The organism is Desulfovibrio piger (assembly GCF_900116045.1).
Lineage (GTDB): Bacteria > Desulfobacterota > Desulfovibrionia > Desulfovibrionales > Desulfovibrionaceae > Desulfovibrio > Desulfovibrio piger_A.
Genome location: NZ_LT630450.1, coordinates 2,387,432 through 2,400,341, shown reverse-complemented (window position 1 = coordinate 2,400,341; position 12,910 = coordinate 2,387,432). Strand labels below are relative to the sequence as shown.

General features: G+C 67.5%; 12 protein-coding genes. 3 read left to right on the top strand and 9 right to left on the bottom strand.

Translation table 11 applies throughout. From position 1 onward, the window contains the following. Positions 1-129 precede the first annotated feature (129 nt). Together DESPIGER_RS10665 and DESPIGER_RS10660 are read left to right on the top strand one after the other, a co-directional pair. Positions 130-1,917 (top strand): LIC12162 family transferase, encoded by a 1,788-nt coding sequence (locus tag DESPIGER_RS10665; RefSeq protein WP_072336627.1) that lies wholly within the window; start codon positions 130-132, stop codon positions 1,915-1,917. A gap of 11 nt (positions 1,918-1,928) precedes the next feature. Then, positions 1,929-2,996, top strand: coding sequence for a tetratricopeptide repeat protein (locus DESPIGER_RS10660; RefSeq protein WP_231927570.1), 1,068 nt, complete (start codon positions 1,929-1,931; stop codon positions 2,994-2,996). Positions 2,997-3,394: 398 nt separating this feature from the next. Here DESPIGER_RS10660 and DESPIGER_RS10655 read toward each other — a convergent pair whose 3' ends face one another. The 9 genes from DESPIGER_RS10655 to pyrH all read right to left on the bottom strand — a co-directional run bounded on the left by DESPIGER_RS10655 (position 3,395) and on the right by pyrH (position 11,273). Then, positions 3,395-3,901 (bottom strand): hypothetical protein, encoded by a 507-nt coding sequence (locus DESPIGER_RS10655; protein ID WP_072336623.1) that lies wholly within the window; start codon positions 3,899-3,901, stop codon positions 3,395-3,397. A gap of 128 nt (positions 3,902-4,029) precedes the next feature. Then, a complete protein-coding gene (tsaB, locus tag DESPIGER_RS10650; protein WP_072336621.1) occupies positions 4,030-4,836 on the bottom strand; it encodes a tRNA (adenosine(37)-N6)-threonylcarbamoyltransferase complex dimerization subunit type 1 TsaB in 807 nt (268 codons plus the stop codon). A gap of 1 nt (position 4,837) precedes the next feature. Next, entirely contained in the window at positions 4,838-5,188 is a 351-nt protein-coding gene (locus tag DESPIGER_RS10645) for a TIGR04076 family protein (protein WP_072336618.1), read from the bottom strand. A 39-nt stretch (positions 5,189-5,227) separates the two neighbouring features. Beyond that, complete coding sequence (gene rseP / locus DESPIGER_RS10640; RefSeq protein WP_072336615.1) at positions 5,228-6,385, bottom strand: RIP metalloprotease RseP; 1,158 nt, start codon at positions 6,383-6,385, stop codon at positions 5,228-5,230. Then, positions 6,379-7,698: a 1-deoxy-D-xylulose-5-phosphate reductoisomerase gene (gene dxr / locus DESPIGER_RS10635; RefSeq protein WP_072336612.1), complete on the bottom strand. Its 1,320-nt coding sequence runs from the start codon at positions 7,696-7,698 to the stop codon at positions 6,379-6,381. The genes rseP and dxr overlap by 7 nt, the downstream gene beginning before the upstream one ends. Before the next feature lie 595 nt (positions 7,699-8,293). Then, positions 8,294-9,106 carry a phosphatidate cytidylyltransferase gene (locus DESPIGER_RS10630; RefSeq protein ID WP_072336609.1) on the bottom strand — a complete coding sequence of 271 codons (813 nt, stop codon included), beginning with the start codon at positions 9,104-9,106 and terminating at the stop codon, positions 8,294-8,296. After that, positions 9,096-9,818, bottom strand: coding sequence for an isoprenyl transferase (locus tag DESPIGER_RS10625; RefSeq protein ID WP_072336606.1), 723 nt, complete (start codon positions 9,816-9,818; stop codon positions 9,096-9,098). Before DESPIGER_RS10625 ends, DESPIGER_RS10630 begins: the two co-directional genes overlap by 11 nt. Positions 9,819-9,955: 137 nt before the next feature. Continuing rightward, on the bottom strand, positions 9,956-10,516 hold the full coding sequence (frr, locus tag DESPIGER_RS10620) for a ribosome recycling factor (protein ID WP_072336603.1): 561 nt from the start codon (positions 10,514-10,516) through the stop codon (positions 9,956-9,958). Positions 10,517-10,556: 40 nt separating this feature from the next. Continuing rightward, entirely contained in the window at positions 10,557-11,273 is a 717-nt protein-coding gene (gene pyrH / locus DESPIGER_RS10615; RefSeq protein ID WP_006007843.1) for a UMP kinase, read from the bottom strand. A 411-nt stretch (positions 11,274-11,684) separates the two neighbouring features. Here pyrH and DESPIGER_RS10610 point away from each other — a divergent pair, with 411 nt between their 5' ends. Next, on the top strand, positions 11,685-12,791 hold the full coding sequence (locus DESPIGER_RS10610; RefSeq protein ID WP_072336600.1) for an AI-2E family transporter: 1,107 nt from the start codon (positions 11,685-11,687) through the stop codon (positions 12,789-12,791). The last annotated feature ends 119 nt before the right edge of the window (positions 12,792-12,910 follow it).

Here is a 12,910-nt window from a genome sequence, read left to right as displayed (position 1 = left end):
AAGCGGGACGGGGCAGTCTTTCCTTTTCCCCGCAAACCGGCTATCTTGGCCGTCACGCCGCGCATGTTGCGCTGTCTCCACTCCCGCACGGGGCTCCCCCGCTGCCCACTTCCACCAAGGTTTGCTCTCATGGCTCAAACGCGCCATCTTGTCCTGGGGCTCATGCCCCGCGGGGCCGATCCCGATACCCACTGGGCGGCCGGGCCCTGGTGTTTCGATACGGAAGAAGACTTTTTTCCCGGCTGGGAGGACAGCTTCGTCTTCGGCCGGGAACCCCTGCGCGATCCCGCCACCCTGGACAGGGCCGTGCTTATGGCCCAGTCCCTGGCCGTGGACAGCATCCCGGCCCTGGGGCGGCACCTGCTGGGCCTGCAACACCGGCGTGCCGTGGAGAATGCTCCCGTGCCCTCCCTGCTGGGCCCGGAAAAGGTCGACCTGCCCGGCGTCTACTGGGAGACCCTGCTGGCCCCCTGGGCCTGCACCGTGGCGCGCCAGCTGGTGGAACGCTGGCTGCGCGTGCGCGCCCTGGTGGAGGACTGGGGCCACCTGCCCCTGCATGTGGAGCTGCTGCCCGAGGACTGCGCTTTTGCCTTTGCCACGGAACATGATTTCGTCATGAGCGGCGCCCTGGGCGCGGACTGGAACACCTGGCTCATGTCCCGCCTGCTGGAGGCCGTCTGGCCCGAACGCTGGACCCGCTCCTACGCCCTGCCCGTCTGCGCGTCCTATGGCCAGCCCATCCCGCCGGAAGACAGCGGCGGCCTGAAACAGCGCCTGCGGGCCTGGGCGCGCTCCTGGGTGCTGCGCCTGCCCTGCCCGCCCCTGCGCGGCATGCGCCTGCATCAGGCCCTGCGCTACTCGCTGGCCCTGCTCCATCCCAGCCGCCAGCCCGACGCCAGCCGCCCCCTGGCCGCCCATTTCGGCAGCGCTGCCACCGGCGTGAAGCACGACCTGCCGCTCGATCCCCTGCCCTTTTTCATCGGCGCCCTGCCCCAGACCCTCGCCGAGCTGGACCATCCCGGCCACATCGCCCCGGCGCGTGTCCCGCGCGTGCGCGTGGCTTCGGTCCGTGCCCACGAGGATACCCGCTACCGCCGGCAGCTGGCCATCTGGCGCGCCCGCGGCCACCGGCTCATGTTCGTCCAGCACGGCGGCAATGTGGGCCAGGTGCGCTGCCTGTGCGAGACGCCCCTCGTGGAATTCAGCCAGCATGCCTTCGGCACCTGGGGCTGGAGCCATTACGATGCCACGGGCGCCGGTACGGGCGGGCAGTTCCTGCCCCTGCCCTATCCCCTGCTGGCCACTATGGCCGACCAGTGGCACGGCGGTGACGACACCCTGCTCTTTGTGGGCGCGGAGATGCCCCTCTACGGCCACCGTCTCGACTCGCGCCCCACGCCCCTGCAATGGCTCCAGTACCGGGAAGACAAACAGTGGTTCCTGGAAGACCTGCCCCGCCGCCTGCACGACAAGATCCTCTACCGTCCCCATTTCGATGCCCCGGGCGCGCTGGACGATGCCCCCTGGCTGTTGCCGCGCTTCCCCCATGTGCGCCTGTGCAGCGGCCCGCTGGAAGCCCGGATGCTCACCTGCGCCCTCATGGTGCTGGACCATCACGGCACCACCCTGCTCCAGGCCCTGGCCGCCAATGTGCCCACCATCGCCTACTGGGACAGATCCATCTGGCCCATGACCGACGAAGCCCTGGCCCGGCTGGACCTGCTGGCCGGGGCCGGCATCTGGCAGCCCTCCGCCGAGGCGGCCGCCGCCAAGGTCCGGGAAGTCTGGGAAAACCCCGCCCGCTGGTGGCAGGAGGAGCGCGTCCAGGCCGCCCGCCGGGCTTTCTGCCGCGAACACGCCTTCGTCGATCCCAAGGGCCCGGATGCCCCCATCGTTTCATTGCTGCAACGTCTGTAAGGAGACCTCCCATGTCCCGCATATCCACCGGCAGCGCCCTGTGCCGCCTGCCGTTGTCCGTCCTGCCCGCCGTCCTGGCCCTGTGCCTGCTGCTGCCCGTGCCCGTCCCGGCGGCCGATGCCGCGGCCAACGCCCCCGCCCCTGCGCAGGCCGCCGAAAGCGGCCCCAGCCCCGAAGAGCGCGCCGCGGATGCCGTGCTGGGCGAAGTCCAGAGCGCCCTGGACAGCAAGGATTACAAGAAGGCCGTCGCCCTGCTCACGCCGCTCACCAAGAGCGGCAATGCCGAGGCCCTGTACATCCTCGGCCGTCTGACCCAGGACGGGCGCGGCGTCAAGAAGAGCCCCCAGCGCGCCGTGACCCTGTTCCGCCAGGCCGCGGACAAGGGCCTGGCCAACGCCCAGAACGCGCTGGCCACCGCCCTGGCCACGGGCGACGGCGTGCGGCGCAATTACGGCGAGGCCGGGCGCTGGTTCCGCAAGGCCGCCGAACAGGGCCTGGCCATGGCCCAGTACAATCTGGGCTATCTCTACGCCCACGGGCGCGGCGTGCGCAAAAGCGAGAACGAGGCCATCGACTGGTACGGCCGTGCCGCCAACCAGGGGCTGGCCGATGCCCAGTATTCCCTGGGCTGGATGTACCTCAACGCCAAGGCCAGCAATCAGGACGACACCAAGGCGGCCCACTGGTTCCAGCGCGCCGCCGAGCAGGACCATCTCAAGGCCCAGAACAATCTGGCCTACATGTACGCCGAAGGCCGCGGCTTTGCCCAGGACAACCTCAAGGCCGTGGAATGGTACACCCGCGCCGCCGAGCGCGGCTATGCCGAGGCCCAGTACAACCTGGGCTTCATGTATGAACAGGGCCGCGGCGTGCCGCAGGACTATGCCAAGGCCGTGGAATGGTACCGCAAGGCCGCTGACCAGAACGAGCCCGCCGCCCAGTACAGCCTGGGCCTCATGTACGACCAGGGCACCGGCGTGCAGCGCAACCTTTCCGAAGCCACCCGCTGGTACCGTCTGGCCGCCAAGAACGGCGACCCCGACGCCAAGGCCTATCTGCGCGCCCAGAACCGCAAGTAAGAGTAAGGGTGATGAGGGGGGAGAGGGAGCCCCTTTTGGAAAAGGGTCCTCCCTCTCCCCCCTCAAACTCCCCCCTCTCCTTCCCTAAAACTTTTATTATGGCCCCTGACGGTCATCAGAGACGCCGAAACCGTGCCGGGCGTCTGTCCCCAGGCAGCACAGAAACGCCCCGTATCAAGCTGATACGGGGCGTTTCTTATGCCCTCCAGAGGAATATATGGACGAAATGTGAGCCTTGCGCCGGGCCGATCCAGCCTTGCGACACCATGCCCGCCATACAGACCGGAAGAAAAGTTTTTTCGGGGTGGGGAAGAGCGCGAGAGGAGGAGGGGCAGTTTTTACCCAAAAACGCCCCTCCCCCTCTCGCATCGCTTTCCCCGGTTCAGACGGGGCAGGCTTTAATCGTCATGCCGGGCGGCACGACCGCAAAAACGTCCCTGCATCTCGTTGAGCCGGTTCACGGCTTCGCGTCCGTCGGCGATGTTGTGCACCAGTATCTCGCTCTGCTGCGAAAAGCGGTTTCCCACCCGCACGGTGTAGCTGTTGAACAGCCAGCTGCTGAACCCCGAAGTGAAGGCCGCGTCTTCCATATCGCGCCATTTGACGCCCACCACGCCCCGGTTCCAGGGCAGGATGCCCCGGTACAGCCAGACGCCCTTGCTGTCGGCGTACAGGTGCACGCTGCGCACCAGCAGTATCCTGTAGGCCATGCACAGCACCAGCAGGGCGCCCACGCCCGTGAAGATCCAGAAAAATTCCGGCATGTAGCGCTGCCCGGCCACGCACAGGGCCACACAGACCAGCAGCATCAGCACCGGCCCGGCCCAGGCCAGCCAGGACTGGCGATAACTGAGCAGGGGCCGTTCACCGGCATCGCTGCCCTCAAGGACATGTTCATCGGACATGCGCGTTCCTCCTTGGCAAAGGACATCGCTGTGAAAGGCTCCGGGAGGGCAGGCACGCCCCGCTGAAAACGCGCCCGGGCGTGCGCCGGGGGCCTTGCCCGCCGGGACAGGCCCCGGCACATCAAACGTCAGATCTCGCTGTCCGGGGCCAGATGCAGCAGACGTTCCAGCTCGGCGGTGGCGGCATCGCTGTCCCGGCCCTGGCGGCGGGCCAGATCGGGCAGATTGTCCACGGCATCGCAGGGGCGCACATACAGCGGCTCGATGTCCTCGGGAGCATAGTCACCGTGACGCGCCAGCAGGCACAGGGCCCCGGTGGAGGCATGGATGCAGGCGGGCAGACAGGTCACGGCGGACAGGGATTCCAGGGGCGCGCAGGCGTCCGCGTTGCGCCGCAGGCCCGTACCGCAGACCAGAGCGGCGTCCGCCGTATCGGCCGTGATGGCCGCCACGGCCTCGGCCGGCGTGCACAGGGACACGCCCTGCAGGGGCTGGGCCGGGATCTCGGGCCCGTAGCTGACGAAGGGCTGGCAGTGGACAAGGTTGCGGCGGGCATGGGTCAGGACCCAGATGTGGCCGCCGTAGAGCATGCCGCGCTGCATGACGGCCGTGGTGGCCAGGGCCTGCATGTAGTCCAGCCCGGCCAGCTGCGCCCGGCCGCAACGGCGCAGGGCCGCCGCCGTGGCCAGGGTCAGGCGGATGCCCGTGAAGGAGCCCGGTCCGCGCACGCAGGCCATGCGGCGCAGATCGCTCCAGCGGATGCCCAGCGACGTGGCCAGCTCGGCCAGCGCCGGGGCCAGGATCTCCGTGGCCCGCTCGCTGCGGTACCATTCCTGCGCGCAAAGGATGTGCTCATCCTCCGTGACCACGATCTGCAACACGCCTTCAGCGGCGTTGAGTATCAGCTCCAGCCCCGTTCCGTGCTGCGCATCCATCCTATCCCTCCTGCACCGGATATTCCGGCAGACGGCATTCCTCGTCCGTGGCCTCCAGCTTGAAGATCACGGGGCGCAGGCCGTCATTGCAGCTGCAGACGGCCACACCGGGGGTGCGTATCCAGTCCCCGTAGTAGAACAGGTCCTTCTCCGCGCCGTGGGCCAGGGCGAACACATACTGGTACATGGCTTTCCAGGCTTCATCGCACAGGCCGTCCGGTTTGGCATAGTCGCCGTAAAAGACCTGTCCCTGCCGCAGCATGGGGCAGGGGCCCAGCCCTTCCGCGCCGTACCGGTCGGCAAGTTCCTTGTCGAATGTCGTTTTGAGGACCGTTATCCTGACTTTTTTCATGCTTCCTCCCCGGGCGCTGTCCCTGTCGCCCCTGCCGGATCAGCGCCCTTCCGTCCCGCCATCGTTCCCGGAAGGCAGGGATTTTTCCGCGGCCGGGGCCGCATCCGGCGTATTGATGATGCGTGTCACGTCGTTGAAGGTGGCAAAGATCATCAGGCTCAGCAGCAGGGCCATGCCCACGCGCATGCCCCATTCCTGGATCTTCTGCGGCACGGGGCGGCGGAAGAGCATCTCGATGAGGCAGAAGAGCATCTGGCCGCCGTCCAGCACGGGCACGGGCAGCAGGTTGAGGATGGCCAGGTTGATGCTGATGAGCGCCGCCAGGCCGAGCACGCCCACAAGGCCCTGCTCCGCCTGCTGGCCCACCATCTGGGCGATCATGATGGGGCCGCCCACCTGGTCGGCGGGCACCACGCGCTGGGCCAGCTTGACGAAGCTCTGCCAGGTCAGGTCCACCAGACGCCAGGTCTGGACGAGGCCCGTCCTCAGCGCCTCGGCAAAGCCCAGTTCCTCCACGCGTACCGAGCCCAGCGGCCCGATGCCGATGAGCCAGGCTTTCTCATCCTCGCCGAAGATGGTCTTGCGCGTGCTCCACTGCGGCGTCAGGGTCAGTTCCAGTTCCGTGCCCTGGGTCATGCCCTCGGCGGGCTGCCGGGCCACGGTCAGGGTCAGGGGACGGCCGTTGGCCGCGGCCACGGTGGGGGATATCTCGTCCCACGAGCCGAGGGGGCGGCCGTCGATGCCCAGGATCAGGTCGCCTTTCTGCAGGCCGGCCTGTGCCGCCGCGCTCCGGGGCATGACGGTGCCCACCTGCGGCAGCATGACGGCATTGCCCCAGCCCCAGGCCACCACCCAGCACAGGATGCAGGCCAGCAGGATGTTGGCGAAGGGCCCGGCCGCGATCACGAGGAAGCGCTGCCACGCGGGCCGCAGGGAAAAGCATTCCTCCCGGGTGAAGCCGCTGGGGATGTCGTTCTCGTCGTTCTCGCCCACCAGGGCCACATAGCCGCCCAGAGGCACCAGCGACAGGGCGTATTCCGTCTTGCCGTGGCGGTACTTGAGCAGTTTGGGGCCAAAGCCCAGGGAAAAGGTGGACACGCCCATGCCCAGACAGCGGGCCACGGTGAAATGTCCCAGTTCATGGAAGAAGATCAGGCCGCCAAGGACAATGATGGCGGCAACGATGGTCGTCAGCACTCGTCAACTCCGGCGCGGGCCAGCTGCTTCACCAGCTCGCGAGTTTTCAGGTCAAGGCGCGACATGCGCTCTGTCAAGATAGTCACTTCCCGTTCAAGGGCAAGACTGTCATGGCCGCTGCAGGACAGCGGCGGGCAGAACGGCTCGTGTCCCGGTCCGCCGGCGGCATGGGCGTCCATGGCGGCCGCGACCAGCTCCGCGATGTCGGCAAAGGCGCACTTGCCGGACAGGAACAGCTCCACGGCGGCCTCGTTGGCGGCGTTCATCACCACCGACATGCCGCCGCGCTCCCGCAGGGCGCGACGCGCCAGCTTCAGGGCCGGGAAGGCCTCGTCGTCGGGGGCGAAGAACTGCAGGGTGCCGGCCCTGACCAGATCCAGCGGCGGCACGCCCGTATCCACACAGCGGGGCCAGAACAGGCAGGCCGCGATGGGGATGCGCATGTCCGGCGTGCCCAGCTGCGCCAGCTGGCTGCCGTCCGTGAACTGCACCAGCGAATGCACCAGCGACTGCGGATGCACCAGCACCGTGATCTTTTCCAGCGGCACGCCGTACAGGTGGAAGGCTTCCACCACTTCCAGCGCCTTGTTCATCATGGTGGCCGAGTCGATGCTGATCTTGGCGCCCATCTTCCAGTTGGGATGATCCAGGGCCTGCGCGCGGGTCACGTTGCGCAGCTCCTCGCGGCTGCGGCCGCGGAACGGGCCGCCGGAAGCCGTCAGCAGCAGGCGGTCCACCTCCTGCCCGCGTCCGGCCAGGCACTGGAAGATGGCGTTGTGTTCGGAGTCCACCGGCAGGATGCTGGCATGGGTGCGGGCGCAGACCTGGCGCAGCATGTCACCGGCCAGCACCAGCGATTCCTTGTTGGCCAGGCAGATGACCTTGCCCGCCAGCGCGGCCGCCAGCGTCCCGGCCAGTCCCGCCGCGCCCACCTGCGCCGAAAGCACGGTGTCCGCTTCGGGCAGGGCCGCCAGCCGGGCATAGCCTTGGCTTCCCACCAGGATCTCGGGCGTGTAGCCCGTGGGCAGCAATTTGCGCAGGCCCGCGGCCGAAGCCTCGTCCAGCACGGCCAGGTACGGGGGCCGGAACTCCTGCGCCTGCCCGGCCAGGGTCTTGATGTTGCGCGCGCAGGAAAGGCCCAGCACCTCGCATTCACGCCGCCGCGAACGGATGGCCGCCAGGGTGTTCCCGCCGATGGAACCGGTGGAGCCCAAAAGGACAAGCCGGCGCACGCCGTGCCGCCACGCCTCGGAAGGCGCTTCCGAAATATACCGAATCGCAGGGCCGTCCAGCCCGGGCCACAGATCTGACATGTGTTTCTCCTTTGTCTCCGGGACAAAATCGTCCACAGCATGCCAAAAATCCCTTGCCGCGTCGAGAGCGGGCCGGAAGGAGGAAGAAGGGGAAGCAGGCATGTTGCGGAGGAAAGGAGGCGCAAGATGCCGCGGCCATATCTCCCGGGAGAGTATGGGCTATCTGCCGCCCCTCCGCTCTTTCCTTCCCGGTCAACGGTCTTCGTCCCGACCGGATACCCCCTCTCCACATATCCGGGCCCTCTCCCACCCATTGCGCGCGCCGTTTGACGGCGTGCGCCGAAGGCGCGGTGCCGTCCGTCCCGGCGCGCCCCGCACAGGGCCGGGGACCAGAGGCGGGGCAGGGGGCCTGGGGCTGCCCAGGCCCCGGCCCCTTGCCGCCTCGCCGCGCAGGCGACCACGCCCGGAGGCCGGGCAGCGGCCGTCATCCGGCGGCTCACCGGAAAGCGCCAGCGCCCTCCCCATTTTCCGCGCGGGGGCCCCTTCCCTCCCCAAAAACGCCAAAGGGGCCGGTCTCCCGAAGAAGACCGGCCCCTTTGCGCAATCAGGCTCGGCACAGGCAGCCGATGCGTCCGTCAGCTGCCCGGCACAAGGGCTAAAAGAAGAAGAACCACTGGTCCACCACGGCGAACATGGGCATGGCGAACAGGATGCTGTCCGCACGGTCCAGGATGCCGCCGTGCCCGGGCAGCAGGTTGCTGGAGTCCTTCACATGCACCGCGCGCTTGAGGGCGGATTCGAACAGGTCGCCCAGCTGGGCGAAGGCATTGATGGCGATCCCCAGCAGGGCGAAGGCCCACCAGCTGGCGCTGCCCAGGCAGGCGCCGTAGATGGTGCAGAAGATGACGCAGCCCACCAGGCTGCCCACCGCGCCTTCGGAGCTCTTGTTGGGACTCACGCGGGGCCAGAGCTTGTGGTGCCCGAAACGGGTGCCCACGAAATAGGCGGACGTGTCGGAAATGGCCACGGCCGCCAGCACGAAGAGGAGCTTGGTGGTGGAAAGATAGGTGGCGGGCAGCAGCAGCAGCGGGATATAGGCCAGACCGGCCATGAAGATGCCGCTGGAGGCAAAGGCCGGCACGCCTTCTTCTTCCACTTCGTTCCAGCGGAAAAGGAAGCTCATGGCGGCCAGCACGAAGCCCGCCCCCAGGCAGACCAGGGCGTCCTGCGTGCGATGGGCCCAGGTCAGCGTCAGCATGCCCCAGCCCAGGGCGATGGCGCAGATGCGGCTGGGGATGCGCTTGTTGCCCCAGAACAGGGAAAAGAATTCCCACAGGCCCAGCGCCGCCACCAGCAGGATGATGGCAAGCAGCACCCAGCCCCGCAGGACCAGGGCAAGGATGACGATGGCGGCCAGAATGAGGCCGGTGATGGTGCGGCGGATGTCGGTGGCGTGATCAACGGCCATTGATTTGCTCCTGGGTTTTCCCGAATCGGCGCGAGCGTCCGGCATAGGCGGCCAGGGCCTCGTGCAGGGCCTCCACGCCGAAGTCGGGCCAGGGCGTGGGAGTGAAATAGAATTCGCTGTAGGCGCACTGGTAGAGCAGGTAATTGCTCAGGCGCTGTTCTCCGCTGGTGCGGATGAGGAAATCGGGGTCGGGCTGTCCGGCGGTGTACAGATGGTCGGCCAGGCTCTGTTCGGTGACGTCCCCGGGGCGCAGGCCCTCGGCCATCATGCTGCGCACGGCGCGCACCAGCTCGGCGCGGCCGCCGTAGTTGAGGGCCAGGTTGAGCACCATGTCCGTATTGGCGGCCGTGCGGCGCAGGCCGTGGCGCAGGGCCGTGCGGGCGGCCAGGGGCAGGGCCTCCATGTCGCCCAGGATGTTCAGGCGGATGCCCTCGCGCTCCATGCGGGGCACTTCCTGGCCCAGGAATTCCAGCAGCAGGGAGAACAGGGCCGAGACTTCGGCCTTGGGCCGCGACCAGTTCTCGCTGGAAAAGGTGTACAGGGTCAGGTGGCGGATGGCCAGACGGCGGCATTCGGTCACGATGGTGCGCACGGTCTCGGCCCCGGCGCGGTGCCCCGCCTCGCGCGGCAGACCGCGGGCCTGGGCCCAGCGGCCGTTGCCGTCCATGATGATGGCCAGATGTACGGGAAGATGGGTAAGCGTGTCGCTCATGGTACCTCTCTGAACCGGGGACGGCAGGCCCGGAAAAAACGGCGCCGTGCCGAAAAAAACACGGCCCGGTGCCCCTGGGGCCGGCCGGGCTGCGGAAAACGTCCGGGAGCGGCAGGGCCGCTCCCGGAAGGCGGACGCTAGATGTCCATGATTTCCTTTTCTTTGGCCTGGCTGCGCTTGTCGGCATCGGCCACGAACTTGTCGGTCAGCTTCTGCACTTCGGCTTCGGCCTTTTTCTGTTCGTCTTCGGTGATGGCCTTTTCCTTCTCCAGCTTCTTCAGGGAGTCGTTGGCATCACGGCGCACGTTGCGCACGGCCACCTTGGCGTCTTCGGTGTACTTGCGGGCCACCTTGACCAGCTCCTTGCGGCGCTCTTCGGTCAGCGGCGGGATGTTGATACGGATGATGCGGCCGTCATTGACCGGGGTCAGGCCCAGATCGGACTTGAGGATGGCCTTTTCCACCACGGAGATGCCGCCCTTGTCCCAGGGCTGGATGGTGATGGTGCGGCTGTCGGGCACGGCCACGGAAGCCATCTGGGAGATGGGGGTGGGGGTGCCGTAGTAATCGGCCTTGATGCCGTCCACCAGGGCGGTGGTGGCACGGCCGGTGCGCAGTTTCTGGAAGTCGCGTTCCAGGGCGGCCAGGGCTTTTTCCATGCGCTCTTCGGTATCCAGAAGGATGGTATCGATATCCATAAAATCTCCTTGCGGACTGTAGGGTTCGAAACGTTCGCGGCTAGCAGTCGTGCACGATGGTGCCCACCTGCTCGCCCAGGATGGCACGGCGGATGTCGCCGCCCAGCATGCGGCAGACGATGATGGGCACGTTGTTGTCGCGCACCAGGGCGAAGGCCGCCGCGTCCATGACGCCCAGATGGCGGGACAGGGTCTCGTCATAGCTCAGGCTGTCGTACTTGACGGCATCGGGGAACTTGGCGGGGTCCTTGTCGTAGATGCCGTCCACCTTGGTGGCCTTGATGATGGCATCGCACTGCAGCTCCATGCCGCGCAGGGCCGCGGTGGTGTCGGTGGTGAAATAGGGGTTGCCGGTGCCGGCGGCGCAGATGACCACACGGCCCTTTTCCAGATGGCGCATGGCACGGCGGCGGATGAAGGGCTCGCAGACTTCCTGCATGTCGATGGCTGACAGCACGCGGGTGGGGTAGCCGAATTTTTCCAGCATGTCCTGCACGGCCAGGGCATTGAGCACCGTGGCCAGCATGCCCATGTAGTCGGCGGAGGAACGCTCCATGCCCTTGGCGGAACCGGAAAGGCCGCGGAAGATGTTGCCGCCGCCGATGACCAGGGCAAGCTCCACGCCCATGTCGAGCAATCCGCCGATCTCCTTGCAGATGGTGCCCACGGTTTCGGGGTCGATACCGGTTTTCTGCTCTCCGGCCAGGGCCTCGCCGCTCAGCTTGAGCAGCACGCGCTTGTACTTGAGTTCAGCCATATGTTCCGCCTTGGTTGAAGCCGGCCACGCCGGCTGTTGCTTTCCTGTATCATCCGGTACCGCAGAGCGGGCATTCGGACGCGCTTTTTTCAGCATAGCAAAAAACATCGCCATCTCAAAGTACTTTTCCCGCGGCCGCCCCGCAGGCACACGGGCCGGGCCCCCGGACAAAAAACATGGCGCGGGCCGGGCGGCAGGACGGGACAAAAGCCGCCGGCACGCGGGGCCGGCACGGGAGGCACGCCGCCCCCCGCATCCTGGCGGCCTGCCCCGGCCGCCGCAAGCCCCCCCGGCCCGTGCGCGGTGCGCCGTCCGTGCCCGGCGGAGGGCCGCATTTGCCTGGCCCCGGCTTTTGCGGTATCGGAAAGAGTCCCGAACCGAAGCCGTGCGCAGACCCGGCAAGGAGTCCCCATGCTCGAATGCACCAACCGTTTTGAGGATCGCGCCTTCCTCCTGCTGCTGGCCGGCGTTTCGCTGGCCTTCCTCTGGATGCTGCGCCCCTTCTTCGACGTCATTTTCTGGGGCATCGTCATCGCCCTGCTCTCCACGCCCGTCTATGAGGCCCTGCAGCGCCGGAGCATGGGCCGCAACCTGGCGGCGCTGACCTGCGTGATCCTGAGCCTGGTGCTCATCATCGTGCCCTGCGCGTACATCTTCTATACCTTCATCAACGAGGTGGCCAACCTCTACGGCCGCCTGACGTCCGGCGGGCACGACATCCGCGAGACGCTGGACAGGCTGCGCGAGGTGGCGCCCGGCGTGCAGGACTGGCTCACCCGCTACGGCTACGGCCCGGAGGCCATCACCCAGAAACTTTCCGAGCTGGCGGTCAAGGTCAGCGGGCTGGTGGCGCGCAACACCGTGGCCCTGGGCGGCAGTACGGTGAACTTTCTCGTGGACCTCTGCATCATGCTCTATCTGGCCTTCTTCCTGGTGCGCGACGGCAGGCAGCTGCGCGTGCTGCTCATCCGGGCCCTGCCCTTTGGCGACCACCGCGAGGACCTGCTCTTCGCCAAGTTCGCCGAAGTGCTGCGGGCCACGGTCAAGGGCAGCCTGCTGGTGGCCATGGCCCAGGGCGCGCTGGGCGGCCTCATCTTCTGGATACTGGGCATCAAGGCCCCGGTGCTCTGGGGCGTGGTCATGACCCTGCTCTCGCTCATCCCTGTGGTGGGTGCGGGCGTGGTCTGGGCGCCGGTGGCCGGCTATCTGCTGCTCACGGGCGATTATGTGTCCGGCGTGGTGCTGCTGGCCTACGGGGTCTTCGTCATCGGCCTGGCGGACAACATCCTCCGCCCCGTCCTGGTGGGGCGCGATACCAAACTGCCGGACTTCATGGTCCTGCTCTCCACGCTGGGCGGCTTCTCGCTGTTCGGCATGGACGGCTTCGTGACCGGCCCCATGCTGGCCGTGCTCTTCGTGACGGTCTGGAAGATCTTCATGGACGAGTTCAAGCCGCCCCTGCCCCTGGACGGCAGCGGCCCCACGCGGGCTGCGGACGGGGACGGCCCCGCGGCGTGACGCAAAAGGCCACCCGCACGGGGTGGCCTTCCATACTCCTGCCCCCGGGGCAGGCAAAAAATGGGGGACGGGATCCACGGCACCCGTCCCCCGTATGCGGCAGCCTCCCACAGCTGCCG

Coding starts and splice junctions, on each gene's coding strand:
- DESPIGER_RS10665 (WP_072336627.1), top strand. CDS start 130: ATGGCTCAAACGCGCCATCTTGTCCTGGGGCTCATGCCCCGCGGGGCC.
- DESPIGER_RS10625 (WP_072336606.1), bottom strand. CDS start 9,818: ATGAGCGACACGCTTACCCATCTTCCCGTACATCTGGCCATCATCATG.
- pyrH (WP_006007843.1), bottom strand. CDS start 11,273: ATGGCTGAACTCAAGTACAAGCGCGTGCTGCTCAAGCTGAGCGGCGAG.
- DESPIGER_RS10630 (WP_072336609.1), bottom strand. CDS start 9,106: ATGGCCGTTGATCACGCCACCGACATCCGCCGCACCATCACCGGCCTC.
- DESPIGER_RS10645 (WP_072336618.1), bottom strand. CDS start 5,188: ATGAAAAAAGTCAGGATAACGGTCCTCAAAACGACATTCGACAAGGAA.
- frr (WP_072336603.1), bottom strand. CDS start 10,516: ATGGATATCGATACCATCCTTCTGGATACCGAAGAGCGCATGGAAAAA.
- dxr (WP_072336612.1), bottom strand. CDS start 7,698: ATGTCAGATCTGTGGCCCGGGCTGGACGGCCCTGCGATTCGGTATATT.
- DESPIGER_RS10660 (WP_231927570.1), top strand. CDS start 1,929: ATGTCCCGCATATCCACCGGCAGCGCCCTGTGCCGCCTGCCGTTGTCC.
- DESPIGER_RS10655 (WP_072336623.1), bottom strand. CDS start 3,901: ATGTCCGATGAACATGTCCTTGAGGGCAGCGATGCCGGTGAACGGCCC.
- tsaB (WP_072336621.1), bottom strand. CDS start 4,836: ATGGATGCGCAGCACGGAACGGGGCTGGAGCTGATACTCAACGCCGCT.
- DESPIGER_RS10610 (WP_072336600.1), top strand. CDS start 11,685: ATGCTCGAATGCACCAACCGTTTTGAGGATCGCGCCTTCCTCCTGCTG.